The sequence below is a fragment of the Streptomyces sp. NPDC101165 genome, assembly GCF_044768135.1.
In the GTDB taxonomy this organism is placed as follows: Bacteria; Actinomycetota; Actinomycetes; order Streptomycetales; family Streptomycetaceae; genus Streptomyces.
The window spans coordinates 24,782-48,519 of the sequence record NZ_JBIWPG010000030.1 but is presented as its reverse complement, the minus strand read 5'-3'; the positions used below and the strand labels follow the sequence as shown (position 1 = coordinate 48,519).

The following is a 23,738-nucleotide window of genomic DNA, read 5'->3' as shown; positions in this document are numbered from 1 at the left end:
GGCTGAAACGCGGTGGGGGCACCTGCGCACTTGCCGCAGGCAGTGACCGGGAACGGACGGTCAATTTCCGGTTCGGGTCGCTCCTTTGGCGGGCGATCAGTAGCCTCAGCTCGAACACCGGATCGCCTCGACCTGTCGCCTACGCCTTGGAGAGATACATGGAGCGTCCCGCCTGGGCCCCACGGAGCATCGACATCTCGGTGCCGAGCGTTTCGCGTATCTACGACTTCTACCTGGGCGGTTCGCACAACTTCGAGGTCGACCGGGAGGCGGCCCGCAAGGCGATGGAGTTCATGCCGGGCCTGCCGAAGATCATGCAGGCCAACCGGGCGTTCATGCGCCGGGCCGTGCGCTTCGCGGCCGACGAGGGCATCACCCAGTTCCTCGACATCGGCTCCGGCATCCCGACCTTCGGCAACGTCCACGAGGTGGCCCAGGCGGCCGCACCGGGTGCCCGCGTCGTCTACGTCGACCACGATCCGGTGGCGGTGGCGCACAGCCAGGCGGTGCTGGCGGGCAACGCGGACGCCGACGTGATCGCCGCCGACCTGCGCAAGCCCCAGGAGATCCTCTCCAGCCCCCAACTGGACCGCCTCATCGACCTGAATCGGCCAGTGGCCCTCCTTCTCGTTGCCATACTGCACTTCGTGGAAGACGTGGACGACCCGTACGGTGCGGTGGCCGAGCTGCGCGAGGTGCTCGCGCCCGGCAGCCTGCTGATCCTCACCCATGCCTCGTACGAGGGAATCCCGTTGCCGGCGGAGCGGGCCGAGGGTGCGGTGGACGTATACAAGGACATTCGCAACCCGCTGATCATGCGTTCGCGCGAGGAGATCGCGCGGTTCTTCGAGGGGTACGACATGGTGGAACCCGGACTGGTGCCGATGCCGCACTGGCGCCCGGAGTCGGCGCCGGAGGACGAGGATCCGTACGCCTTCTCCGGATTCGCCGGCGTGGGACGCACGGCGTGAGCGCGGAACCGGACGGGCCGGAGGACAGACTGCGCCGGCTGACGACGATCTGGAGCCGGGCGGTCTTCCCGGTCACCTCCACGTCGCTGACCCGCGCGGAGTTTGCGGAACAACTCCTTCCGCTCGCACGCCGGTTGAGCGGTCTGCTGCGGGCCCGCAGCTTCGACTCGGAGGAGGCCAAGGCGGTCGGCGCCGCGCTGGTCGAGGCGCACTGCACCGACCCCGAGGCGCTCACCCGCACCCTGGACTGCGTCGACGCCTATCTGGTCCTCTACTGCGGCGAGGACGGCCCCCAGGACGAACTGCGCATGCGCTCCTCACGGTTGCAGCACGCGATGGCCGCCGGGTACGCGCAGGCCCTGCGCGAGCGCACCCTCGCCGAGCAGGAGGCCATCGCCCAGGCCGCGTTGCAGGCCCAGGGCATCGTGGCCCAGGCGCTGCACACCAGTGAGGCCCGCTTCCGGGCGGTCTTCGAGGGTGCGGCCATAGGGATCGGCATCGCCGACCTGGACGGCAACGTGCTCCAGGTCAACGAGGCCCTGCTGCGCATGTTCGGCGGCTCCGAGACGACCGTGCGCGGCCGCAACGTCATGGAGTGGACGCACCCCGAGGACGCGCCCCACACCTGGAAGCTGTACGACGAACTCGTCCGCGGCGAGCGCGAGCACTACCACGTCGAGAAGGCGTTCAACCGCCCCGACGGCACGGTCCTGTGGACCAACCTCACCGTCTCCCTGCTGCGCGACGCCGACGGCGACCCGCAGTACCAGCTGGCCCTCATGGAGGACACCACCGAGCGCCGCCTGCTCAACCTCCGGCTGCGCTACGAGGCCACGCACGACGCGCTCACCGGCCTGCCCAACCGCACCCTGTTCTTCGAGCGCCTGGAGAAGGCCCTGGGTGCCGGCGAGGGCCAGCGCTTCGGCCTGTGCTACCTCGACCTGGACGGCTTCAAGACCGTCAACGACAGCCTCGGCCACGCGGCCGGCGACCGGCTGCTGGTGGAGGTCGCCGACCGGCTGCAGTCCTGCGCGACCGCGCCCGGCGAGATGGTCGCCCGGCTCGGCGGCGACGAGTTCGTGGCGCTGACCACCGGCCCCGGCACCGAGCGGGAGGTCGACGAACTCGCCGAACGCATCATGAACGCGCTCATCACGCCCATCAGCATCGACGGCCGTGACCTGCTGGTACGCGGCAGCCTCGGTATCGTGGAGGGCCCGGCGGGCGAGCGCACCGCGGCGGAGATCCTGCGCAGCGCGGACATCACCATGTACCGGGCGAAGTCGGCGGGCGGCAACCGTTCCGAGCTGGCCGACCCCGAGGCCGACGCCCGCGCGATCACCCGCCACGGCCTGACCACGGCTCTCCCCACCGCCCTGGAACGCGGCGAGTTCTTCATCGAGTACCAGCCCCTGGTCCACCTCGGCGACGGCAGCGTCCGCGGCGCCGAGGCGCTGGTCCGCTGGCTGCACCCGCAGCACGGCGTCCTCGGCCCCGACCGCTTCATCCCGCTCGCCGAGCACACGGGCCTGATCGTCCCGCTCGGCCGCTGGGTCCTGGAGGAGTCCATCCGGCAGGCCCGCGAGTGGCGAGAACGATACGGCGAGCAGACGGCCGCCGGCCCCCTGCGGATCAACGTCAACCTCTCCCCGTGCCAGCTGAGCCATCCCGGCCTGGTCCAGGACACGGTGGAGATCCTCGAGCGCGCGGGCGTCGCCCCGGACGCGCTCTGCCTGGAGGTCACGGAGTCGGCACTGATCGGCGCCGACGACGACCTCCTCAAACCCCTGCGCCGACTCGCCGAGATGGGCGTCGACATCGCCCTCGACGACTTCGGCACCGGCTACTCCAACCTCGCCAACCTGCGCCGCCTCCCGGTGAGCATCCTCAAACTGGACCGCTCCTTCACTCAGGGCATGCAGCAGTTCCCGGCCGACCCCGTCGACCTCAAGATCGTCGAAGGCATCGTCTCCCTGGCCCACAGCCTCGACCTCGCGGTCACCGTGGAGGGCGTGGAGACCGGCGCCCAGGCCGAACAACTCCGCATACTGGGCTGCGACACGGCCCAGGGCTGGTACTACGCGAGGCCGGGCCCACCGGAGAGACTGCACGACCTGGCACTGGTGGACGCGACGGGCTGAACGAGCGGCGCCCTCTCAGGTGTGAGGGGGCGCAGTATGCCTTAGGGGCGCGGGGCTGTATCGATATGCGGCTCCGCCGCGTGGGCGCGAGCAACCACACACAACCCGCACTCCCCAACGGCGATGTCCAGGCAGACGCAACCGGGCACGAACCACCCTCACCGCTCAAGCAACATCCGCTGCAACTCCCGAGCAGCCCGAGGCGGAGCCACATCGCTCCGGTGAGCCAGCGCAATGGTCCGATGCAACCCCGGCCGAGCCAACGGAGTCACCCGCAACCCCCGCCCGGTCCGCGCCGCGACCATGCGTGGAACGACCGCGACGCCCAGCCCGGCCCGCACGAACCCCAACACCGCGTCCATCTCGCCCCCCTCCACGGCGAAGTCCGGTTCGAACCCCTCCGCCCGGCACGCCGCAACAGTCAGCTCCCTGAGGTCGTAGCCGTGCCGGAACATCACCAGGCGCTCGCTCTCCAGGTCCGCGATGCGTACGACCCGGCCGCCCTCACCGGAGGTGCCCGGCGCCCGGACCTCGGGTGAGGACACCACCACCAGGTCCTCCCGCAGCAGCTCCACCGTGGTCAGCGCGGGCGCGGGCGTCGGCAGCGGCAGGACGACCAGGGCGAGGTCGAGGGCGCCGCGGGCCAGCTCCCGCACCAGGTCGTGCGAGCCGCCCTCCTCGATCAGCAGCTGGATGCCGGGGTAGCGGTTGTGGAAGGCGCGCAGGACGTCCGGCAGCAGGCCGGTGCACAGGCTCGGCGTCGCGCCGAGGCGCACCCGGCCCCGCCGCAGCTGCACCAGCTCCTGGACCTCGTACCGGGCCGTGTCCGCGTCCGCGAGGATCCGCCGGGCCAGCGGCAGCAGCGCCTCGCCCGCGTCGGTGAGCGTGATGTTGCCGCGGGCGCGCAGGAACAGGTCCGCGCCCAACTCCCGCTCCAGTGCCTTGATCTGCTGTGACAGGGACGGCTGCGCGACATGGACCAGCTCGGCGGCCCGGGTGAAGTGCCGGGTCTCGGCCACGGCCACGAAGTACTGAAGCTGTTGGAACTGCACGGTCACAGAATAGTCCCTGCCTATGGAAACAAGCTGGATCATGTCTTGGACCGATCGGGTCCCTCACGCCTAGCGTGCTGTTCCATGGCTCTGGCAACGCGGACGGACCGACGGCCGTCCATGGCACGCACCGTGTGGGACAGCACCGTCGGCAAGAAGACGGTGATGGCCGTCAGCGGTGTGATCATGCTGCTGTACCTGGTCGCGCACATGATCGGGAACCTGAAGATCTACTTCGGGGCGGGCGAGTTCAACCACTACGCCCACTGGCTGCGCACCGTCGGCGAACCCTTCATGCACTACGAGTGGACGCTCTGGCTCATCCGGATCGTCCTCGTCGTCGCCGTGGTGGCCCACGCCACGTCCGCCTACCAGCTCAGCCGCCGCGACATCAAGGCGCGGCCCAGCAAGTACGTGCACAGGAAGCCGCGGGCCGGCTACGCCACGCGGACCATGCGCTGGGGCGGGATCATCCTCGGCCTGTTCATCGTCTGGCACCTCCTCGACCTCACCACCGGCACCGTGCACTCCGGCGGCTTCCAGGAGGGCCACCCGTACCAGAACGTGGTGGACACCTTCTCCACCTGGTACGGCAACGTCATCTACATCGTCGCGATGCTCGCGCTCGGCCTGCACATCCGGCACGGCTTCTGGAGCGCCGCCCAGACCCTCGGCGTCGGCAGCCGCGCCCGCGACCGCGCCCTGAAGAGCGTCGCCAACGTCCTCGCGCTGCTGCTCACGGCCGGCTTCATCGCCGTACCCGTGGGTGTCATGACCGGAGTGGTGAGCTGACATGACCTACACCGAATACGCCACCGGTGAGCCCGTAGCCGACGGCAGGGCCCCCTCCGGCCCGATCCACGAGCGCTGGGACAAGCGCCGCTTCGAGGCCAAGCTGGTCAACCCCGCCAACCGCCGCAAGCACACCGTCATCGTGGTCGGCACCGGCCTGGCCGGCGGCTCCGCGGGCGCCACGCTCGCCGAACAGGGCTACCACGTCGTCCAGTTCTGCTACCAGGACTCGCCGCGCCGCGCCCACTCGATCGCCGCGCAGGGCGGCATCAACGCGGCGAAGAACTACCGCAACGACGGCGACTCGATCCACCGGCTGTTCTACGACACCGTCAAGGGCGGCGACTTCCGGGCCCGCGAGTCCAACGTGCACCGGCTCGCGCAGATCTCCGTGGAGATCATCGACCAGTGCGTGGCGCAGGGCGTGCCCTTCGCCCGCGAGTACGGCGGCCTGCTCGACACCCGCTCCTTCGGCGGCGTCCAGGTGTCCCGTACCTTCTACGCCCGCGGCCAGACGGGGCAGCAGCTGCTGCTGGGCGCCTACCAGGCGCTGTCCCGGCAGATCGCCGCGGGGAACGTGGAGATGCACCCGCGCACCGAGATGCTGGACCTGATCGTCGTGGACGGGCGGGCGCGCGGCATCGTGGCGCGGGACCTCGTCACCGGGAGGATCGACACGTACTTCGCCGACGCCGTCGTACTCGCGAGCGGCGGCTACGGCAACGTCTTCTACCTGTCCACGAACGCCATGAACTCCAACGCGACCGCCGTCTGGCGGGCGCACCGGCGCGGCGCCTACTTCGCCAATCCCTGCTTCACGCAGATCCACCCCACCTGCATCCCGCGCACCGGCGACCACCAGTCCAAGCTCACCCTGATGAGCGAGTCGCTGCGCAACGACGGCCGGATCTGGGTGCCCCAGGCCAAGGGCGACGACCGGCCGGCGAACCGGATCCCCGAGGACGAGCGCGACTACTACCTGGAGCGCATCTACCCCTCCTTCGGCAACCTGGTCCCGCGCGACATCGCCTCCCGAGCCGCGAAGAACGTCTGCGACGAGGGCAGGGGAGTCGGCCCCGGGGGCCAGGGTGTCTACCTCGACTTCGCGGACGCGATCAAGCGGATGGGCCGCGAGGCGGTCGAGGCGAAGTACGGCAACCTCTTCGACATGTACCAGCGGATCACCGACGAGGATCCGTACGAGGTGCCGATGCGGATCTACCCCGCCGTGCACTACACGATGGGCGGCCTGTGGGTCGACTACGACCTGCAGACGACCGTCCCGGGCCTGTTCGCGATCGGCGAGGCCAACTTCTCCGACCACGGAGCGAACCGCCTCGGCGCCTCCGCCCTGATGCAGGGCCTCGCCGACGGCTACTTCGTCCTGCCGTCGACGATCAACGACTACCTCGCCCGCAACCCGCACCAGGAGGCGGTGACGGCCGAACACCCCGTCGTCCAGGAGGTGTTGGCCGAGACCGAGGACCGGCTCAACCTGCTCCTGTCCGTCGACGGCGACCGCACCCCCGACTCCTTCCACCGCGAGGTCGGCGAACTCATGTGGGAGTTCTGCGGCATGGCCCGCACGGACGCGGGCCTGCGCAAGGCCCTGGAGCGGATCCCGCAGATCCGTGAGGAGTTCTGGCGGCGCATCAAGGTGCCCGGCACCGGCGAGGAGTTCAACCAGTCGCTGGAGAAGGCCAATCGCGTCGTCGACTACCTGGAGCTCGCCGAGCTGATGTGCCTCGACGCGCTGCACCGCGGCGAGTCCTGCGGCGGCCACTTCCGCGAGGAGTCGCAGACTCCCGACGGCGAGGCCGCGCGCCGGGACGAGGAGTTCTCCTACGCGGCCGCCTGGGAGTTCACCGCCACCGGCGAGGCGCCCACCCTGCACAAGGAAGACCTGGTCTTCGAGTACGTCCACCCCACCCAGCGGAGCTACGCATGAAGCTCACCCTGCGCGTCTGGCGGCAGAAGAACGCCGACGCCGAAGGCACCATGTCCACGTACGAGGTGGACGGCATCTCCTCAGACATGTCCTTCCTGGAGATGCTCGACACCCTCAACGAGGAACTCATCCTCAAGGGCGAGGACCCGGTCGCCTTCGACCACGACTGCCGCGAGGGCATCTGCGGCGCCTGCTCGCTCGTCATCAACGGCGACGCGCACGGCCCCGAGCGCACCACCACCTGCCAGCTGCACATGCGGTCCTTCAAGGACGGCGACACGATCGACATCGAGCCCTGGCGCGCCTCGGCGTTCCCGGTGATCAAGGACCTGGTCGTGGACCGGTCGGCGTTCGACCGGATCATCCAGGCCGGCGGCTACGTCACCGCCCCCACCGGCTCCGCGCCCGAGGCCCATGCCGCCCCCGTACCCAAGGCGGACGCCGACTTCGCGTTCGAGCACGCCGAGTGCATCGGCTGCGGCGCGTGCGTGGCGGCCTGTCCGAACGGTGCGGCGATGCTGTTCACCTCCGCAAAGGTCAACCATCTCAACGTGCTGCCCCAGGGGGCGCCCGAGCGGGAGACGCGGGTGCTGGACATGGTGGCGCAGATGGACGCGGAGGGGTTCGGGGGCTGCACGCTGACGGGTGAGTGTGCGACCGCCTGTCCCAAGGGGATTCCGCTGGTGTCCATCACGAGCATGAACAAGGAGTGGCTGCGGGCCACCCGGAAGGTGGCCAAGCGCTAGCCGGAGCAGAAGACGTTCGCCGACCAGCAGGCGGACGGGCGGGGTCGGGAGAGGTGCTCCTTCCGGCCCCGTCTGGTTTTTCGCCGGCACCCTCACCCACGCCGTTCAACAAGCCCACACCCACTCTCCGGCCACCTGTCACGCGTACGCCAACCGGCGTCGGAAGAACAGGACCGGCAGAGCGGACCGCCGCTCCGCCGCTCCCGCCGACCCCGGCCCGTGACCATGGAGAGAGCCATGACCGGCGTCACCACGCTCGACCGTCCTCCGCAGCCCGCGGCACCCACCCGCTACACCGTCACCCTCGCCCGTGACGAGGCCGACGTCCGAGCCGCGCAGCAGCTGCGCCACGACGTCTTCGCCGGAGAGATGGGCGCCCTGCTGACCACCTCGCAGCCGGGCCTCGACGTCGACCCGTTCGACGCGTACTGCGACCACCTGCTCGTGCGCGACACCGTGACCGGGCAGGTCGTCGGCACCTACCGGCTGCTGCCGCCGGAGCGCGCCGCGGTCGCCGGCCGGCTCTACTCGGAGGGCGAGTTCGACATCGCCCCGCTCGACGGGATCCGGCCCGGCCTGGTCGAGGTCGGCCGCTCCTGCGTGCACCCCGACCACCGCGACGGCACGGTCATCGGCCTGATCTGGGCCGGGATAGCCCGGTACATGGTCGACCGGGGCCACGAGTGGCTGGCGGGCTGCTGCTCCGTGCCGCTCGCCGACGGCGGCGCGCTGGCCACGGCCACCTGGGACCGGGTGCGTGCCAAGCACCTGGCGCCCGAGGAGTTCCGGGTACGGCCCCTGCTGCCGTGGGTCCCGAACGCCGAGGTTCCGGCCGACCGCATGGAACTGCCCGCCCTGCTGCGCGGCTACGTCCGTCTCGGCGCCTGGGTGTGCGGGGAGCCCGCGCACGATCCGGACTTCGGGGTGGCCGACCTGTACGTGCTGCTGTCGATGCGCCGGGTCAACCCGCGCTATCTGAAGCACTTCCTCTCCCTCGTGCCGGCCTGATGAGCGTCTGGCTGCCCAGTGCGCCCTGCACCCCGGGCGCCTGCGTGGAGCCGGCCGCACCCGCCGCGGCCGTACCCCGTGCCGTGCTGCGGCTCACCGCGGTCACGGTCCTGGTGCTGGCCGGGATCGTGCTGTCCCCGCTCGGCGGGAGGATCCCCGCCGAGTGGGTCAGGCGGTGGTGCCGGTCGATCGTGCGGGCCATCGGGGTCCGGGTCCGCTTCACCGGCACCACCGCACCGGCCGGCGGTCTGCTGATGGTCGCCAACCATGTCTCGTGGCTGGACATCCCGCTGCTGGCCGCCGTACGCCCCGCCCGGATGCTCGCCAAGACCGAGATCCGTGACTGGCCCGTGGCGGGGGCGCTGGTCGCGCGCGGCGGGGCGGTCTTCATCGAGCGCGACCGGCTGCGCGCGCTGCCCGACACGGTCGCCCGGATCGCGCACGCCCTGGGGGAGGGCGCGGCCGTTGTCGCCTTTCCCGAGGGCAGCACCTGGTGCGGGCGGGCGCACGGCCGCTTCCACCGGGCCGTCTTCCAGGCCGCGCTGGACGCGGGTGTGCCCGTGCAGCCGGTCCGGCTGCGCTACCGCCAGGACGGGGGAGGGGCCGCGAGCACCGCTGCCGCGTTCGTCGGCGAGGACACCCTGCTCGCCTCCCTGTGGCGGGTCGCCCGCGCGCGGGGCCTGGTGGCCGAGGTGGACATCCGGCCGGTGATACCGCCCGGTGCCCAGCCCGACCGTCGGTCCCTCGCCCGTGCCGCCCAGCCGGTGCCTGCCGAGGTCGCCTGGACCCATGCCGTCCTGCTGGAGCCGCAGGACGCCCCGGGTCAGGGCATGACCCGGGCCAGATAGGGCGCCGTGGCGCTGCCCGCCGCCCGCGCCACCCGCTGCGGCGGCCCGGCCGCCACGACGCGGCCACCCCGGTCGCCGCCGCCCGGCCCGAGGTCGATCACCCAGTCCGCCTCGGCGACCACGGTCATGTCGTGCTCGACCACGACCACGGTGTGCCCGGCGTCGACCAGCCCGTGCAGCCGGTCCATCAGCACCTCGACGTCGGCCGGGTGCAGACCGGTCGTCGGCTCGTCCAGCAGGTAGAGGGTGTGGGTGCGACGGCCGCGCTGCAGCTCGCTCGCCAGCTTGATCCGCTGGGCCTCCCCGCCGGACAGCTCGGTGGCGGGCTGGCCCAGACGCAGATAGCCGAGGCCCACGTCGAGCAGCGTGCCCAGGCTGCGGGCCGCACCCGGGATGTCCGCGAAGAACCCGGCCGCGTCCTCGACGGTGAGGTCCAGGACCTCGGCGATGCTCCGTCCCCGGTACGCCACCCGCAGGGTCTCCGGGTTGTAGCGGGCGCCCGCGCAGTCCGGGCAGGGCGCGTACGTGCTCGGCAGGAACAGCAGCTCGACGCTGACGAACCCCTCGCCCTGACAGGTCTCGCAGCGCCCGCCGGCCACGTTGAAGGAGAACCGCCCGACGCCGTAGCCGCGCTCCCGCGCCGCGTCGGTGCCGGCGAACACCTTCCGCACGACGTCGAACAGGCCCGTGTAGGTGGCCAGGTTGGAGCGCGGCGTGCGCCCGATCGGCCGCTGGTCCACCCGGACCAGACGGCCGACCCCGGCCAGGTCCTCCGTCAGCTCGCCGATCAGCGTGGACTTCCCGGAGCCGGACACACCGGTGACGGCGGTGAACGCGCTCAGCGGGAACTCGGCCGTCACCCCGCGCAGGTTGTGCCGGGTCACGGGCCCCACCTTCAGCCAGCCGCGCGGCTCGCGGACCTCACGCGCCGGGCCCGGGGCCTCGTCGAAGAGGTAGCGGGCCGTGGCCGACTCCTCGACCGAGGCCAGCTCGGCCACCGGGCCGTTGTACAGCACCCGTCCGCCGTGCTCGCCCGCGCCGGGACCCACGTCCACCAGCCAGTCCGCGCCGCGCACCACCTCCAGATGGTGTTCGACCACGAACACCGAGTTCCCGGCCGTCTTGAGCCGGTCGAGCACCGCGAGCAGGGCCTCGGTGTCCGCCGGGTGCAGTCCGGCCGACGGCTCGTCCAGGACGTAGACCACGCCGAACAGTCCGGAGCGCAACTGGGTGGCGAGCCGCAGCCGTTGCAGCTCGCCCGCGGACAGGGTGGGGGTGGCCCGGTCCAGACTGAGATAACCGAGGCCCAGTTCGACCACCGGCGCGATCCGGGACTTCAGGTCGTCGGTGAGGACCCGGGCCGTCTCGGTGCCGCCGTCGAGCAGTCCGGCCAGGTCGGTCACGGGCAGCGCGGCCAGCTCGGCGATGGTCCGGCCGCCGAAGGTCACCGCCAGCGCCTCGGGCCGCAGCCTGCTGCCCCCGCACACCGGGCAGGGTGCGCCGGTCAGGAAGCGCTCCGCCTTCGCCCGCAGGGTCGGGGACTTGGTGTCGGAGAACGTCTTCATGACGTACCGGCGGGCGCTCATGTACGTGCCCTGGTAAGGCCGTTGGATCCGGTCGGCGTCCCGTACCGGGTGGACGGTGACGACCGGCTGCTCGTCCGTGAACAGGATCCATTCCCGCTGCTCGGCCGGGAGTTCGCGCCAGGGCCGGTCCACCTCGTACCCGAGCGTGTCGAGGATGTCGCGCAGGTTCTTGCCCTGCCAGGCCCCGGGCCATGCGGCGATCGCGCCCTCGCGGATCGACAGCGAGGGGTCGGGGACCAGCAACTCCTCGGTGGTGCGGTGTACTTGGCCGAGGCCGTGACACTCGGGGCAGGCACCGGCCGCCGTGTTCGGGGAGAACGCGTCCGAGTCGAGCCGTTCGGCGCCGGGCGGGTACTCGCCGGCGCGCGAGTACAGCATGCGCAGGGAGTTGGAGAGGTTGGTGACCGTGCCCACCGAGGAGCGGGAGGTCGGCGCCGAGCGGCGCTGCTGGAGCGAGACCGCCGGTGGCAGCCCCGTGATCTCACCGACCTTGGGCGCCCCGACCTGGTGGATCAGCCGGCGCGCGTACGGCGCGACCGACTCGAAGTAGCGTCGCTGCGCCTCGGCGTACACGGTGCCGAACGCCAGGGACGACTTCCCCGAGCCGGACACGCCGGTGAACACGGCCAGTACGTCCCGTGGGATGTCCACGTCGACACCCTTGAGGTTGTGCTCGCGGGCACCGCGGACACGGACGTAGGGGTCGTACGGCTCATGGGGGCTGTGCATCGGGGGACACTCCGTACGGGCCTGCCGGGGCGGGGACAAACCCCGCGATTCTAGCCCGCCGGGTCCCGGCTACGGATGCGGAGGGGTGTCCCGCTCCTGGCTTCCGAGCTCGTCCTTCAGCTTCTGCTGGGCGGTGTCGACCTGGGACTTGTACTTGCCCTGGGTCTTCTCGTCGACGTAGTCGCCGCCCTTGTCGATGCCCTTGTTCGCCACGTCCTCGTGGCCCTTGAGCATGCCCTTGATCTTGTCCAGCATGGACATGGCATCCCTCCTGAGGGATAGACGCTCCGCCTTCCAGGGTCTCCGGCCGGGGCGCGGCCCGCATCTCGGCGGGCGGGGGCGCGTGGAGCGGGAGTGCGGCGCGTGAGCCCGCCGGGGAGGCGCAAGTGCATATATGTCCCTTATGTGCGAGTTTGGGGGGCGGATGCCTGTCGCCGCAGAAAGGCCTGCCCCCATGAGTACTCCCGGTTTCGGATTCGGACGCAGCCCGTTCGAGGAGTTCGACGAGCTGATGTCCCGGTTCTTCGGCAGCGGCGGCCCGGCCGCGTCCGCCCGTCGGCCGCAGCGCGTCGACATCGGCAGCCTGCTGTCCGAACGGGCCCGGGACCTGGTGGCCGAGGCCAGGGACATCGCCGCGATCGAGGGCAGCGAGGAACTCGATGCCCGGCACCTGCTGGCCGCCGCCACCCACAACGAGTCCACCCGGCGTCTGCTCACCGAGGCCGGCGCCGACCCCGACCGCATCCGGGAGCAGCTCGGCACCGGCGCGCACGGCGCCGAGAAGACCGAGCCGAACACCCTCACCCCGTCCGCCAAGCGCGCCCTGCTCGACGCCTACCAGATCTCCCGCGCCGAGGGCGACTCCTACATCGGCCCCGGTCACATCCTGCGCGCGCTCGCCGCGAACCCGGAGTCGGCGGCCGGGCAGGCGCTGGGCGAGGGCGGCTGGGAGCCGGCCAGGCTGCCCACCGAGGGCGCCGCGGAGCGGAAGAAGCCCAGCAGCACGCCGACCGTCGACGAGTACGGCCGCGACCTCACCGAGGACGCCCGCCAGGGCCGCCTCGACCCGGTGATCGGACGCGAGGACGAGGTCGAACAGACCATCGAGGTCCTCTCCCGGCGCAGCAAGAACAACCCCGTCCTGATCGGCGACCCCGGCGTCGGCAAGACGGCCGTGGTCGAGGGCATCGCCCAGCGCATCGTGGCGGGCGACGTGCCGAAGACCCTGGAAGGCAAGCGGCTGGTCTCGCTGGACCTGGCCGGGATGGTGGCCGGCACCAAGTACCGGGGCGAGTTCGAGGAGCGGCTGAAGAAACTGCTGGAAGAGGTCCGCGAGCACGCCGACGAACTGGTGCTGTTCCTGGACGAGTTGCACACCGTCGTAGGCGCCGGAGGCGGCGGCGAGGGCGCCATGGACGCGGGCAACATGCTCAAACCCGCCCTGGCCCGCGGCGAGTTGCACCTGATCGGCGCGACGACCGTGGACGAGTACCGCAGGCACATCGAGAAGGACGCCGCACTGGAGCGCCGCTTCGCGCCCATCCTCGTGGGCGAGCCCGGCGTGGACGACACCATCGAGATCCTGCGCGGCCTGCGCGACCGGTACGAGGCCCACCACCAGGTCCGCATCACCGACGAGGCGGTCGTCGCCGCGGCCGAGCTGTCCGACCGGTACATCGCCTCCCGCTTCCTGCCCGACAAGGCCATCGACCTGATGGACCAGGCCGCCGCCCGGGTCCGGCTGCGCGCCAAGACCCCCCTGGCCGACTCCCGGGAGATCGAGGACCGCATCGCCGCCCTGAACCGGGAGAAGGACCAGGCCGTCGCCGACGAGGAGTACGAGCGCGCCAAGGACCTGCGCGACCGGATCAAGGAGGCCGAGGCCCGGCTGGCCGCCGCGGGCAAGGGGGAGGAACACGTCCCGAAGGTCACCGCCGAGGACATCGCCCAGGTCGTCTCCCGCACCACGGGCATCCCCGTCTCCCAGCTCACCGAGGAGGAGCGGGAACGGCTGATGAAGCTGGAGGAGCACCTGCACGAGCGGGTCGTCGGCCAGGACGAGGCGATCACCGCCGTCGCCCGCGCGGTGCGCCGCGCCCGCGCCGGCATGAGCGACCCCGACCGGCCCATCGGCAGCTTCCTGTTCCTCGGCCCGACCGGCGTCGGCAAGACCGAGCTGGCCCGCGCCCTCGCCGCCGCCCTCTTCGGCGACGAGAGCCGCATGATCCGCCTCGACATGAGCGAGTTCCAGGAGCGGCACACCGTCTCCCGCCTGGTCGGGGCGCCTCCCGGATACGTCGGCCACGAGGAGGCCGGCCAGCTCACCGAGGCGGTGCGCAGGCAGCCGTACACCGTGCTGCTGCTGGACGAGGTGGAGAAGGCCCACCCGGACGTCTTCAACACCCTGCTGCAGCTGCTGGACGACGGCCGGCTCACCGACTCCCAGGGCCGCACGGTCGACTTCAAGAACACCGTGGTCATCATGACGTCGAACATCGGCGCCGACCGCATCCTGGCCGCCGGCACCGAGGACTACGCCAAGGTCCGCGACGCCGTCATGCCCGCCCTCCAGCAGCATTTCCGGCCCGAGTTCCTCAACCGCATCGACGAGATCATCGTCTTCCGCGGCCTGGACCGCACCCAGCTGCGCCAGATCGTCGACCTGCTGCTGGAGCACACCCGGCGCCGGCTGCACGCCCAGGACGTCACGATGGAGGTCACCGACACGGCCGCCGAACTCCTGTCGAACATCGGCTACCAGCCCGACTTCGGCGCCCGCCCGCTGCGCCGCACCATCCAGCGCGAGGTGGACGACCGCCTCGCCGACATGCTGCTGTCCGGGCAACTCGTACCGGGCGACCGCGCCGTGGTGGACGCGGCGGACGGCTCCATCGTGATGCGCGCGGACAGGCCGGCCGACGTACAGGGCTGAGCCGCTCAGCCGCGGGGTGCGAAGAGCGCGGCGAGGCGCTGGTAGGAGTCCAGCAGCGCCGTACGGTCGTACGAGCTGGTCGTGACCAGGACCTCGTCCGCACCCGTCTCCTTCAGCACCGTGTCCAGCTCGTGCGCGACCTGGTCCTCGGTGCCGGCGAGGTGGCCGGCCAGACCGGACTCGTAGAGGTCCCGCTCCTTCGCGGTCAGCACGCGGGCCTCGATCTCCTCGGCCGGGGCCAGGGGCGGGAAGGTGCCGTGGGTCCGCGCGTGCGCCATGGCCCAGGCCTCCGGGACCAGCAGCCGCCGCGCGGCCTCGGGGGTGCCGGCGACCGCGATCGTGCCGGAGATCACCACGTACGGCTCGGACGCCCACGGGGAGGGGCGGAACCCGGCGCGGTACTGGTCGATGCCGCGCAGCATCTTCTCGCGGCCCCGCAGGTCACCGATGACCATCGGCAGCCCGGCGCGGGCCGCGATCCGCGCGCCCTCGCCCATGGCCAGCACGAACGGCGGTACCCGCAGGCCCTCCGCCGGGCGGGCGCGCACCCCGGTCGGCGAGGTGCCCTCGAACCAGCCGAGCAGTTCGCCGAGTTGCGCCCCGAAGTCCCCGGCGTCGTCCTTGTCCCGCCCGAGGGCCTTGCGCACGCCGTCCGTGAAGCCCACGGAACGGCCGAGCCCCATGTCGATCCGGCCCGGGAAGAGCGACTCCAGCACGCCGAACTGCTCGGCCACGACGAGGGGTTGGTGGTTGGGCAGCATGACCCCACCGGTGCCGACGCGGATCGTGCGGGTCGCCGCGGCCACGGCGGCGGCGAGTACGGTCGGCGCCGACCCGGCGACCCCGGGCACGCCATGGTGCTCGGACACCCAGAACCGGTGATAGCCGAGCGCCTCCGCCTCCCGCGCCAGCGCGACCGTGTCCCGCAGCGCCTCGCCGGGCGGCCGGCCCGCACGGGTGCGGGAACGGTCGAGAACGGAGAAGCGGGTCGCGGGGGTCACGGAGCTCATACGAGGTTCAACACCCTGGAGCCCGCAGGATTCCTCACGGCGCGATGTCGTGGTTCGGACGGGACAGGCCGCCCGGGTCACAGCGCCGCGCACGGCTCCGTGCAGCCGTCCGGGGAGCCGTGCGTCCAGGGCCGGTGGGGACGTGGTCATGGCCGCCACTCGCCTGCGCGTCGGTGTACTGCCGGTCTACGCGCCCCGGCGGGCGCCTCATCGCCGGATCGACCCGTCCGTGGGGGCGGGGACATGAGCGGAACGATCCCCTCACGTGAGGCCCTGGGTGCAGGCGTACGCCGTCGCCGCGGCCCGCGCGAGGGTGTGCTCGCTGATCACCGGTTCCGCGGCGATGGACCGGTTCGTGCGGCCCGCCGCGACCAGCCGCAGCACTTGTCCCGGCGGCTCCTCGCCCAAGCCGGCGAGGAGGGCTGCCGCCCGGCGGGCAGCCGGTGCGGCGCCCAGCTCCTCGAAGCCCTGCCGGGCCGGCCGCAGCTCCGTCCGGGCGCCCTCGGCGTCCCCGGCGGTCCGTTCGGCGGCGGCCAGGGCCATCCGCACCTGGGCCGCCTCGTACGGCACCCCCAGCCCCAGCCGGACGGCGAGCGCCCGGTGCAGCAGGGGCAGCGTGCGGTCGAGGTCACGCTCCGCGAAGGCCACCGCTCCACCGTCCGCCGAAGCACTCGCGTGCAGCAGGGTCGCCGTCGCGCCGACCGTCCGCCCACGCACACGCGGCTCCCTTCTCGCTCCTCGCGAGCAGGACCGCCCCCTCAAACGGTAGTCCGGCGCGGCCCTCGGAGCGCAGCAGGTCGGCTCGCCTCCGGCCGGGCGCGGCGGTCAGCGCCCCGACCGGGTCCGTGCGCCTCGTGGAGCCTCGATCATCTGCAGCTCCAGCGCGAGCGGCGGCTCGGCCAGCCCGGGCCCGCCCGTCCGCGCCCACTCGGCGACCTCGGCCGTGCAGTCGTCGTCCAGGGCGAACCCGATCCACACGGGTCTGCCGCCCGCCCGCCGCCCCTCGGCGGAGGGGCGGACGACCACGACGTTCGCCTGGTCGCACGGCCCCAGGCAGTCGGTCGTGCGCACCGCGAAGCCACCCTCGGCCGCGGCGGCCCGCAACCGGTCCAGCTGGCCGTCGTGATCGGTACCGGGGTGCTTGGCCGGGTTGCCGCAGCAGCAGCCCCGGCAGACGACGAGGGTGGGAACAGAAGGCATGGGAGAAGCATGAGGCCCACGCCTTTGGGGAGTTGACGCAGGGGTGGCTAGGGTTGCCCCGTGACAGACAGCAGTGTGCGCCCGGTTGCCGTGTTCGACCTGGACAACACCCTTGCCGACACCGCCCATCGGCAGCACTTCCTGACGGACCGGCCGCGGAACTGGGCCGGGTTCTTCGCGGCCGCGCCCCAGGATCCGCCGCTCGCCGAGGGCGTGACGCTCGTCCTGGAGCAGGCCCGCGAGTGCGAGATCGTGTACCTGACGGGACGGCCCGAGCGATGCCGGCGCGACACGCTCGACTGGCTCGCCGGCCAGGGGCTGCCCGAGGGGCGCCTCCACATGCGGAGCAACGCCGACCGCAGGCCGGCCCGGTTCACCAAGCTGGAGATCCTGCGTCGGCTCGCCCGCGACCGCGAGATACGGTTCCTCGTCGATGACGACGAACTCGTGTGCGACGACGCCGAGCGCGCCGGATTCGCCGTCGTACGGGCCCGCTGGGCCGCGAAGTCCCCTGCGCTGGAGGACGCCCAGGAGCGTGAGGGCCGGACCTGAGGATCGGGTGTGTGCTGGTCCCTGGGGACGGACCTTTGCCGGTCCTGAGGGCCTAGTCCCCTTCCTCGATGCGGAAGCCCACCTTCAGACCGACCTGCCAGTGCGCGATCTGCCCGTCCTCGATCTGCCCCCTGACCTGCGTCACCTCGAACCAGTCCAGGTTGCGCACGGTCTGGGCCGCCCGGGCGATGCCGTTGCGGATGGCCTTGTCGACGCCGTCGGGGGAGGTGCCGACGATCTCCGAGACCCGGTAGGTGTGGTTGGTCATGCGGTGCTCCTCGTTGTGCCGCCGTGACGGGTGTGTCACGCGTCACTCCACGGTGCCGTATGCGGAGGCGGAGCGCGAGGCGTCGCGGCCGTACTCCCGGTAGCCCTTGACCCCCGCATTGGTCCATACCAAAATCCAGACACCCGTGCGAGCCCTGGCTCGTCCCCCCACGTCGGGCCCCTTCCCCTGTCCGTCAGACAGAACAGGACCCCTCGTGAGACGTCGTCTGCTCGCCCTCCTCTGCGTCACCGGCTCCCTCGTCAGCGGCTGCGGCCTCCTCCCCGGCGGCGAGGACCGGCACACAGTCACCGTGTGGCTGATGAAGGACAGCGCCACGAAGGAGTTCCTGCGGCGCTTCACCGAGGACTTCGAGCGCACCCACAAGGACCAGCGGCTCGACATCCGCATCCAGGAGTGGACCGGCATCGTCGAGAAGGTCCGGAAGGGGCTCAGGAGCGACGCGAAGGACGCCCCCGACGTGATCGAGGTGGGCAATACCCAGGTTCCGCTGTACGTCGACGACGGCCGGCTCGCCGACCTGACGCTGGAGTCGATGCGCGACTGGGGCAAGGAGCGCTGGCTGCCGGGCCTCGCCGAACCGGGCAAGGACGGCAACAAGCAGTACGGCGTGCCCTGGTACGCGGCCAACCGGGTCGTCATCTACCGCAAGGACCTCTTCGCACAGGCCGGCATCACCACCCCGCCGAAGACCCGCGACGAGTGGCTCACCGACACCCGCAAACTCGACTCGGGCGGCAACCAGGGCATCTACCTGGCCGGACAGGACTGGTACACCCTCTCCGGCTTCATCTGGGACGAGGGCGGAGAGCTGGCCGAGCAGAAGGACTACGAGTGGCGCGGCACCCTGGACACCCCGGCAGCCCTGCGCGGCATGGACTTCTACCGGCGGCTCCAGGCGCTCGGCGAGGGCCCCGTGGACGCGGACGAGGAACACCCGCCCCAGGCAGGGGTGTTCGCGGGCGGCAAGGTCGCGCAGATCATCGCCGTACCGGGGCTCGCCCAGTCCATCGTGCAGCAGAACCCCGGGCTCAAGGACAAGCTCGGCTTCTTCCCGGTGCCCGGCAGGACCGCCGCCCGGCCCGGCACGGTCTTCACCGGCGGCTCCGACCTCGTCGTCCCGCGGAACACCGACGACCAGTTCGCCGCGACCGCCGTCGTCGGGGCGCTCACCGGCGCCAAGTGGGACACCGAACTCGCCCGCACCATGAACTACGTGCCCAACAAGACCACCCTGGCGGGCGCGGTCGCGGGGGAGGAGGGGGTCGCCGCCATGGCGGCGGGCGCCGCACACGGCCGGGCGACCCCCAACAGCCCGCAGTGGGCCGCGGTCGAGGCCGACAACCCGATCAAGGGCTACATGACCGAGGTGCTCGGCGGGGCCGACCCGGCGGCCGAGGCACGCCGGGCCAGCCGGAAGATCACCGAAGCCCTTGTTCCGAACCTGGGCTGACCTACCGCGCCACGCTGAGCGACAGCGCGAAGCGGCTCTCGGTGTCCGTCCACCAGTGGGTCAACTCCAGGTCCACCGCATCGAGTTCGGCGGTCACGCCCTCCTTGCGGAACTTCGCCGACACCTCGGTGCGCAGCTCCTCGCCCGCCGCGAAGTCCACGGCGAGGTCCAGTGCGGGCACCTTCACGGTCTGCGCGGTGAGCGAGCGCAGCCGCATCTCGATCCACTCCTGCTCGGTGTCCCACAGCGCCACATGGTCGAAGGCGTCCGGGTCGAAGTCGGCACCCAGCTCCCGGTTCATGACGGCCAGGACGTTCTTGTTGAACGCGGCCGTCACCCCGGCCGCGTCGTCGTACGCCCGGACCAGCACCCGCTCGTCCTTGACCAGGTCCGTGCCGAGCAGCAGTCCGTCGCCCGGTGCGAGCAGGGCACGCACCGAGGCCAGGAACTTCGCCCGTTCGGCGGGCAGCAGGTTGCCGATCGTTCCGCCGAGGAACGCCACCAGCCGGGGCCCGGGCGTCTCGGGCAGCGCCAGCGGGGCGGTGAAGTCGGCGATCAGCGCGTGCACGTCGAGTCCGGGACGCTCCTCGATGAGCGCCTGCCCGGCCTGGGTGAGGGCGCTCTCGCTGACGTCGACGGGGACGTACGCCGACAGCGAGGTGAGCGCGTCGATCAGATAGCGGGTCTTCTCCGAGGAGCCGGAGCCCAGCTCGACCAGGGTGCGCGCGCCGCTCGCGGCGGCTATCTCGCCGGACCGGGCCACGAGGATCTCGCGCTCGGCCCGCGTCGGGTAGTACTCGGGCAGCTCCGTGATCTCTTCGAACAGCTCGCTGCCCCGGGCGTCGTAGAACCACTTGGGCGGCAGCGTCTTGGGGTTGACCGTGAGACCGGCGAGGACGTCCGCGCGCAGCGCGGCGTCCGTCGCGTCCTCGGGGAGAGTTCGGGTGACGTGCAGGGGACTCACGTACAGGGCTCCTTCGGTGATGGGGGCGCCCCCGCTCGAGCGGAGTCGAGAGTGGGGGAGGACGCCGGGTCCTCCAGCGGCGCGAGCAGCACGCCGGTCCGGCTCGCCGTGAGCACGGTGCGGTCGGGGACCTCCTGCCAGAGCGGGTCGTCGTCGTACGGTTCGGAGGCGACGACCGTGCCGGTGCCGGGCTCCGTGCGGTACCAGAGGCTGTCGCCCCAGGCGGTGGCGGTGATCGTGGTGCCGTCGGTGAGCAGCAGGTTCAGCCGGGAGGCGGGGGCCGCCTCGGCCAGCTCGCGAACCGCCCCGCCGAGGGCGTCGGCGGGGCCGTCACCGAGCCGCAGCCGGTGCAACACGAGCGCCCAGACGAACGCCGAGTCGGTGCGTGCCTCCAGCGACAGCAGCTCGACCGGGGGCAGGGCGGACACCAGCGGTGCCGCCGAGTCCGGCCAGCCGGCGATCGCGCCGTTGTGGCTGAACAGCCACCGGTCGGCGGCGAAGGGTGCCGCCGCGGCCTCGCCGTCCGCGCCCGCGCGGGTCGCGTCGCGTACGGCGGCCAGCACGGCACCGGCGCGCACGACCCGGGCCAGGTCGGTGAAGGACAGGTCCGCCCAGATCGGCCCGGACCGCCGGTAGCGGGCCGGGACCGGATCGCCCGGGGCGTACCAACCCACCCCGAAGCCATCGGCGTTGACCGTCCCGTACCGCTGACGCCGGGGCGCCCACGACTGCCGGAACAGGCTGTGCGGCGGTTCCACGAGGAGCCGGCCGAGCGGCTCCTCCGGTCCCAGGTAGGCCAGATGACGGCACATCAGACGGCCTCCGAGCGGGCGGTGCGGAACCCGGAGAAGATCTGCCGCCGGATCGGGTAGTCCCAGTTGCGGAACGTGCCGCGGCAGGCCACCGGGTCCACGGCGAACGAGCCGCCGCGCAGCACCTTGTGGTCGGAGCCGAAGAACACCTCCGAGTACTCCTTGTACGGGAACGCCTGGAAGCCCGGGTACGCCAGGAAGTCGCTCGCCGTCCACTCCCACACGTCCCCGATCAACTGCCGTACGCCGAGCGGGGACTCACCGGCCGGGTAGCTGCCGGCGGGGGCGGGCCTGAGGTGCCGCTGGCCCAGGTTGGCGTGCTCGGGCGCCGGGTCGGCGTCGCCCCACGGGTAGCGGGTGGAGCGGCCGGTGGCCGGGTCGTACCGGGCGGCCTTCTCCCACTCGGCCTCGGTGGGCAGCCGGCGCCCGGCCCAGCGGGCGTAGGCGTCCGCCTCGTACCAGCACACGTGCAGCACCGGCTCGTCCGGCGGCACGACCTCGGTGATCCCGAAGCGGCGCCTGAGCCACTGGTCGCCGTCGCGGCGCCAGAACAGCGGGGCGGCGAGGGAGTGCTGCCGGATGTGCGCCCAGCCCTCGGGCGTCCACCAGCGCTCGGTGTCGTAGCCGCCGTCCTCGATGAACGCCTGGTACGCCGCGTTCGTCACCGGGGTCGTGTCGATCCAGTACGGCGCCAGGTCCACCGGATGCGCCGGGCGTTCGTTGTCCAGCGCCCACGGCTCGGTGGAGGTGCCCATGGTGAACGGGCCGCCGGGGACGAGGACTTCGGCCGGACCCGTGAACAGCGGCGCCGGTTCGGGGTCGGGGGCGGTCAGGACCTGTGGGCCCTTGCGGAGCTGATGAGTGATCAGCATCGTCTCGTCGTGCTGCTGTTCGTGCTGCGCGATCATCCCGAAGGCGAACCCGGCCTCGGTCAGCCGGCTGCCGTGGAAGTCCGCGGCCCCCAGCAGGTCCAGGGCCCGGCCGCGCACCTCGGCCGCGTAGTTGCGAGCCTCGGCGGGTGGCAGCAGCGGCAGCGAGGGCCGTTCGGAGCGCGGGTGCTCGAAGGCGTCGTACAGGCCGTCGATCTCGGGCCGCATCGCCTCCCGGCCGCCGACCGCCCGCAGCAGCCACAGCTCCTCCTGGTTGCCGATGTGGGCGAGGTCCCACACCAGCGGCGACATCAGCGGGGAGTGCTGCGCGGTGAGGTCGGGGTCCTCGACGCAGCTGGTCAGCAGCGTGGTGCGGGCGCGGGCGGTGGCGAGCGAGGCGAGCGCACGCTCGCGCAGCGCCTCGCTGTCGTGCTCGGTGTCCGTGACCTCGGTCTCCGGGGCGGTCATGTGCGGATGTCCTTCCTCCCGTGGGCACGACGGTGCGTGTCGCGCAGGCGGTCCAGCAGGTCGTCGGCCGGACAGCGGCCCCGGGCGACGTAGCGGTGGAGATGGGCCGCCACGGCGTCCATGACCGCGGGTGTGGCACCGAGCCGGGGCAGGGCCTCCAGCGCTGCCGCGAAACAGGCCACGGCGGCCTCGCGCAGCTCGGGGTCGGCGAGCCCGTGCCGGGCCGCGTCGGTCCACAGCGGATTGTGCGGTGCGGGCAGGTTCAGCGTCCGCTCCGCCAGGGGTTTCACCGCCCGGTGCGCGGCCTCGGTGGCCTCCGGGTCGTCGAACAGGGCCGCCGTCACCGCGAGCGGCACGATCCAGCCGTCCTCGCCGGGCTGCGCGTCGATCATGCGCAGCTCCAGGTGGCCGCGGGGCCGGACCGGCGGGAACAGGGTGGTGAGGTGGTAGTCGAGGTCCGCCCGGGTGGGCGGCCGGGGTGTCCGTGAGCGAGTCCACTCGCGGAAGGTCAGGTCCTCGGGCAACTCCCACGGACCGCCGTCACCGCGGACGCACATCACCGGGGCGTCCAGCACATGCCGGGTCCAGGCGTCCCGCGGCTCACCCTCCGGCGGGGGCCCGCCCGCCCGGCCGGCGACGCCGATCTCCATCCACAGCAGCTGCCGGGTGGACCGCCAGCCCGTGGGCTGCCGGCCGATCAGCGGGGAGTTCGCGAACGCGGCCACCAGCACCGCGCCCAGCAGGTGTGCCAGCTGCCAGCGCCGCTCGTGCCCGAGCGGTCCGGGCTCCTCGTGGCCGGCGTCCACACACACCTGGACGGAGGCCGAGGTGCACATCATGTGCCGGCCGGCCGTGCCGGTGCGGTCGAGGCAGGCCTCCATGGCGTCGTAACGCGGTTCGTGCAGGAACCGGCGGGGTGGGTGCCAGGGGTCGTGGCCGACGCCGACGAGTCCCAGGTCGTCCTCGGCGAGGACCGCGCGGACCGTGTCCAGGTCGGCCGAGACGGTGTCTATGCACTCCATCAGGGAGGTGGCGGGCGGTGAGCTCAGCTCCAGCTGTCCGCCGGGTTCGATCGTCAGCGGCGACTTCAGGGGCACGGCCCGCAGGGCGGCGTAGGCCGCTTCGAGTCGTTCGGGTGTCACGGGGAGCTGCGGCTGCCGCAGCTCGTGGACGAGCCATTCCACTTCGACCCCGAGCGTGCGGGGCGGGCCCGTCTTGAAACAGATACCTCGGACGAGGGCCTCGACCTCGGCCTCGGTGACGGCTGTGCGGTGCTCCGTACAGTCGCCACCATCGGATATTGAATCGGACATGTCGGGATCCTCCTGAGATTCCACCATGTCACCGGCTCGGCGTTCGGTGAGCCGGGCA

21 protein-coding genes are annotated in these 23,738 nt (G+C 72.0%); 10 read left to right on the top strand and 11 right to left on the bottom strand.

Annotated elements, in window-relative coordinates; genetic code table 11:
- Nucleotides 1–158: 158 nt before the first annotated feature.
- Together ACIRVH_RS42005 and ACIRVH_RS42000 are read left to right on the top strand one after the other, a co-directional pair.
- A complete protein-coding gene (locus ACIRVH_RS42005) occupies nt 159–971 on the top strand; it encodes an SAM-dependent methyltransferase (protein ID WP_403965160.1) in 813 nt (270 codons plus the stop codon).
- Nucleotides 968–3,112: a putative bifunctional diguanylate cyclase/phosphodiesterase gene (locus ACIRVH_RS42000; protein ID WP_403965158.1), complete on the top strand. Its 2,145-nt coding sequence runs from the start codon at nt 968–970 to the stop codon at nt 3,110–3,112. The genes ACIRVH_RS42005 and ACIRVH_RS42000 overlap by 4 nt, the downstream gene beginning before the upstream one ends.
- 158 nt (nt 3,113–3,270) lie before the next feature.
- On the opposite strand, the gene ACIRVH_RS41995 is transcribed toward ACIRVH_RS42000, so the two are convergent.
- Nucleotides 3,271–4,164, bottom strand: a complete 894-nt coding sequence (locus tag ACIRVH_RS41995) for a LysR family transcriptional regulator (protein WP_403965156.1) — start codon at nt 4,162–4,164, stop codon at nt 3,271–3,273.
- Nucleotides 4,165–4,284: 120 nt separating this feature from the next.
- Between ACIRVH_RS41995 and ACIRVH_RS41990 the strand changes: the two genes are divergently transcribed.
- The 5 genes from ACIRVH_RS41990 (at nt 4,285) to ACIRVH_RS41970 (ending at nt 9,506) form a co-directional block, all read left to right on the top strand.
- A complete protein-coding gene (locus ACIRVH_RS41990) occupies nt 4,285–4,956 on the top strand; it encodes a succinate dehydrogenase (RefSeq protein ID WP_403965275.1) in 672 nt (223 codons plus the stop codon).
- A 1-nt stretch (nt 4,957) separates the two neighbouring features.
- Nucleotides 4,958–6,904, top strand: coding sequence for a fumarate reductase/succinate dehydrogenase flavoprotein subunit (locus ACIRVH_RS41985; RefSeq protein ID WP_403965154.1), 1,947 nt, complete (start codon nt 4,958–4,960; stop codon nt 6,902–6,904).
- A complete protein-coding gene (locus tag ACIRVH_RS41980) occupies nt 6,901–7,650 on the top strand; it encodes a succinate dehydrogenase/fumarate reductase iron-sulfur subunit (RefSeq protein ID WP_403965153.1) in 750 nt (249 codons plus the stop codon). The genes ACIRVH_RS41985 and ACIRVH_RS41980 overlap by 4 nt, the downstream gene beginning before the upstream one ends.
- Nucleotides 7,651–7,887: 237 nt before the next feature.
- Entirely contained in the window at nt 7,888–8,658 is a 771-nt protein-coding gene (locus ACIRVH_RS41975; RefSeq protein ID WP_403965151.1) for a GNAT family N-acetyltransferase, read from the top strand.
- Nucleotides 8,658–9,506 (top strand): lysophospholipid acyltransferase family protein, encoded by an 849-nt coding sequence (locus ACIRVH_RS41970; protein ID WP_403965149.1) that lies wholly within the window; start codon nt 8,658–8,660, stop codon nt 9,504–9,506. The genes ACIRVH_RS41975 and ACIRVH_RS41970 overlap by 1 nt, the downstream gene beginning before the upstream one ends.
- Here ACIRVH_RS41970 and ACIRVH_RS41965 read toward each other — a convergent pair.
- On the bottom strand, nt 9,482–11,821 hold the full coding sequence (locus ACIRVH_RS41965; RefSeq protein WP_403965147.1) for an ATP-binding cassette domain-containing protein: 2,340 nt from the start codon (nt 11,819–11,821) through the stop codon (nt 9,482–9,484). The two genes, ACIRVH_RS41970 and ACIRVH_RS41965, sit on opposite strands and share 25 nt — an antisense overlap.
- Nucleotides 11,822–11,890: 69 nt before the next feature.
- Complete coding sequence (locus ACIRVH_RS41960) at nt 11,891–12,082, bottom strand: antitoxin (RefSeq protein WP_403965145.1); 192 nt, start codon at nt 12,080–12,082, stop codon at nt 11,891–11,893.
- A gap of 193 nt (nt 12,083–12,275) precedes the next feature.
- On the opposite strand from ACIRVH_RS41960, the gene ACIRVH_RS41955 reads away from it, so the two are divergent.
- Nucleotides 12,276–14,753, top strand: coding sequence for an ATP-dependent Clp protease ATP-binding subunit (locus tag ACIRVH_RS41955; protein WP_403965143.1), 2,478 nt, complete (start codon nt 12,276–12,278; stop codon nt 14,751–14,753).
- A 5-nt stretch (nt 14,754–14,758) separates the two neighbouring features.
- Here ACIRVH_RS41955 and ACIRVH_RS41950 read toward each other — a convergent pair whose 3' ends face one another.
- The 3 genes from ACIRVH_RS41950 to ACIRVH_RS41940 all read right to left on the bottom strand — a co-directional run bounded on the left by ACIRVH_RS41950 (nt 14,759) and on the right by ACIRVH_RS41940 (nt 16,963).
- The gene (locus ACIRVH_RS41950) at nt 14,759–15,763 is read right to left on the bottom strand and encodes an LLM class flavin-dependent oxidoreductase (protein ID WP_403965141.1); all 1,005 of its coding nucleotides are present in this window, start codon (nt 15,761–15,763) and stop codon (nt 14,759–14,761) included.
- Nucleotides 15,764–16,024: 261 nt separating this feature from the next.
- Nucleotides 16,025–16,480 (bottom strand): hypothetical protein, encoded by a 456-nt coding sequence (locus ACIRVH_RS41945; RefSeq protein ID WP_403965139.1) that lies wholly within the window; start codon nt 16,478–16,480, stop codon nt 16,025–16,027.
- 108 nt (nt 16,481–16,588) lie between these two features.
- Nucleotides 16,589–16,963 carry a (2Fe-2S) ferredoxin domain-containing protein gene (locus tag ACIRVH_RS41940; protein ID WP_390769310.1) on the bottom strand — a complete coding sequence of 125 codons (375 nt, stop codon included), beginning with the start codon at nt 16,961–16,963 and terminating at the stop codon, nt 16,589–16,591.
- A 60-nt stretch (nt 16,964–17,023) separates the two neighbouring features.
- On the opposite strand from ACIRVH_RS41940, the gene ACIRVH_RS41935 reads away from it, so the two are divergent.
- Nucleotides 17,024–17,515, top strand: coding sequence for a hypothetical protein (locus ACIRVH_RS41935; protein ID WP_403965137.1), 492 nt, complete (start codon nt 17,024–17,026; stop codon nt 17,513–17,515).
- A 52-nt stretch (nt 17,516–17,567) separates the two neighbouring features.
- Here ACIRVH_RS41935 and ACIRVH_RS41930 read toward each other — a convergent pair whose 3' ends face one another.
- Nucleotides 17,568–17,783 (bottom strand): dodecin, encoded by a 216-nt coding sequence (locus tag ACIRVH_RS41930; protein ID WP_403965135.1) that lies wholly within the window; start codon nt 17,781–17,783, stop codon nt 17,568–17,570.
- Between the two features lie 214 nt (nt 17,784–17,997).
- On the opposite strand from ACIRVH_RS41930, the gene ACIRVH_RS41925 reads away from it, so the two are divergent.
- Nucleotides 17,998–19,254: an extracellular solute-binding protein gene (locus ACIRVH_RS41925; RefSeq protein WP_403965133.1), complete on the top strand. Its 1,257-nt coding sequence runs from the start codon at nt 17,998–18,000 to the stop codon at nt 19,252–19,254.
- Nucleotide 19,255: 1 nt separating this feature from the next.
- Here the strand turns inward: ACIRVH_RS41925 and egtD are convergent, their stop codons facing one another.
- From egtD to egtA, 4 genes are read right to left on the bottom strand one after another with little or no spacing between them, the layout of a single operon-like run.
- A complete protein-coding gene (gene egtD / locus ACIRVH_RS41920; RefSeq protein WP_403965131.1) occupies nt 19,256–20,218 on the bottom strand; it encodes an L-histidine N(alpha)-methyltransferase in 963 nt (320 codons plus the stop codon).
- Nucleotides 20,215–21,030, bottom strand: a complete 816-nt coding sequence (gene egtC / locus ACIRVH_RS41915) for an ergothioneine biosynthesis protein EgtC (RefSeq protein ID WP_403965129.1) — start codon at nt 21,028–21,030, stop codon at nt 20,215–20,217. The genes egtD and egtC overlap by 4 nt, the downstream gene beginning before the upstream one ends.
- Nucleotides 21,030–22,367, bottom strand: coding sequence for an ergothioneine biosynthesis protein EgtB (gene egtB, locus ACIRVH_RS41910; protein ID WP_403965128.1), 1,338 nt, complete (start codon nt 22,365–22,367; stop codon nt 21,030–21,032). The genes egtC and egtB overlap by 1 nt, the downstream gene beginning before the upstream one ends.
- Complete coding sequence (egtA, locus tag ACIRVH_RS41905) at nt 22,364–23,680, bottom strand: ergothioneine biosynthesis glutamate--cysteine ligase EgtA (RefSeq protein WP_403965126.1); 1,317 nt, start codon at nt 23,678–23,680, stop codon at nt 22,364–22,366. The genes egtB and egtA overlap by 4 nt, the downstream gene beginning before the upstream one ends.
- Nucleotides 23,681–23,738: the final 58 nt, after the last annotated feature.

Excerpts from the sequence above, each read along its gene's own strand:
- ACIRVH_RS42005 (WP_403965160.1), top strand. The coding sequence starts at position 159 with ATGGAGCGTCCCGCCTGGGCCCCACGGAGCATCGACATCTCGGTGCCG.
- ACIRVH_RS41990 (WP_403965275.1), top strand. The coding sequence starts at position 4,285 with ATGGCACGCACCGTGTGGGACAGCACCGTCGGCAAGAAGACGGTGATG.
- ACIRVH_RS41985 (WP_403965154.1), top strand. The coding sequence starts at position 4,958 with ATGACCTACACCGAATACGCCACCGGTGAGCCCGTAGCCGACGGCAGG.
- ACIRVH_RS41980 (WP_403965153.1), top strand. The coding sequence starts at position 6,901 with ATGAAGCTCACCCTGCGCGTCTGGCGGCAGAAGAACGCCGACGCCGAA.
- ACIRVH_RS41975 (WP_403965151.1), top strand. The coding sequence starts at position 7,888 with ATGACCGGCGTCACCACGCTCGACCGTCCTCCGCAGCCCGCGGCACCC.
- ACIRVH_RS41970 (WP_403965149.1), top strand. The coding sequence starts at position 8,658 with ATGAGCGTCTGGCTGCCCAGTGCGCCCTGCACCCCGGGCGCCTGCGTG.
- ACIRVH_RS41965 (WP_403965147.1), bottom strand. The coding sequence starts at position 11,821 with ATGCACAGCCCCCATGAGCCGTACGACCCCTACGTCCGTGTCCGCGGT.
- ACIRVH_RS41960 (WP_403965145.1), bottom strand. The coding sequence starts at position 12,082 with ATGTCCATGCTGGACAAGATCAAGGGCATGCTCAAGGGCCACGAGGAC.
- ACIRVH_RS41955 (WP_403965143.1), top strand. The coding sequence starts at position 12,276 with ATGAGTACTCCCGGTTTCGGATTCGGACGCAGCCCGTTCGAGGAGTTC.
- ACIRVH_RS41950 (WP_403965141.1), bottom strand. The coding sequence starts at position 15,763 with ATGAGCTCCGTGACCCCCGCGACCCGCTTCTCCGTTCTCGACCGTTCC.
- ACIRVH_RS41940 (WP_390769310.1), bottom strand. The coding sequence starts at position 16,963 with ATGCCTTCTGTTCCCACCCTCGTCGTCTGCCGGGGCTGCTGCTGCGGC.
- ACIRVH_RS41930 (WP_403965135.1), bottom strand. The coding sequence starts at position 17,783 with ATGACCAACCACACCTACCGGGTCTCGGAGATCGTCGGCACCTCCCCC.
- egtC (WP_403965129.1), bottom strand. The coding sequence starts at position 21,030 with ATGTGCCGTCATCTGGCCTACCTGGGACCGGAGGAGCCGCTCGGCCGG.
- egtB (WP_403965128.1), bottom strand. The coding sequence starts at position 22,367 with ATGACCGCCCCGGAGACCGAGGTCACGGACACCGAGCACGACAGCGAG.
- egtA (WP_403965126.1), bottom strand. The coding sequence starts at position 23,680 with ATGTCCGATTCAATATCCGATGGTGGCGACTGTACGGAGCACCGCACA.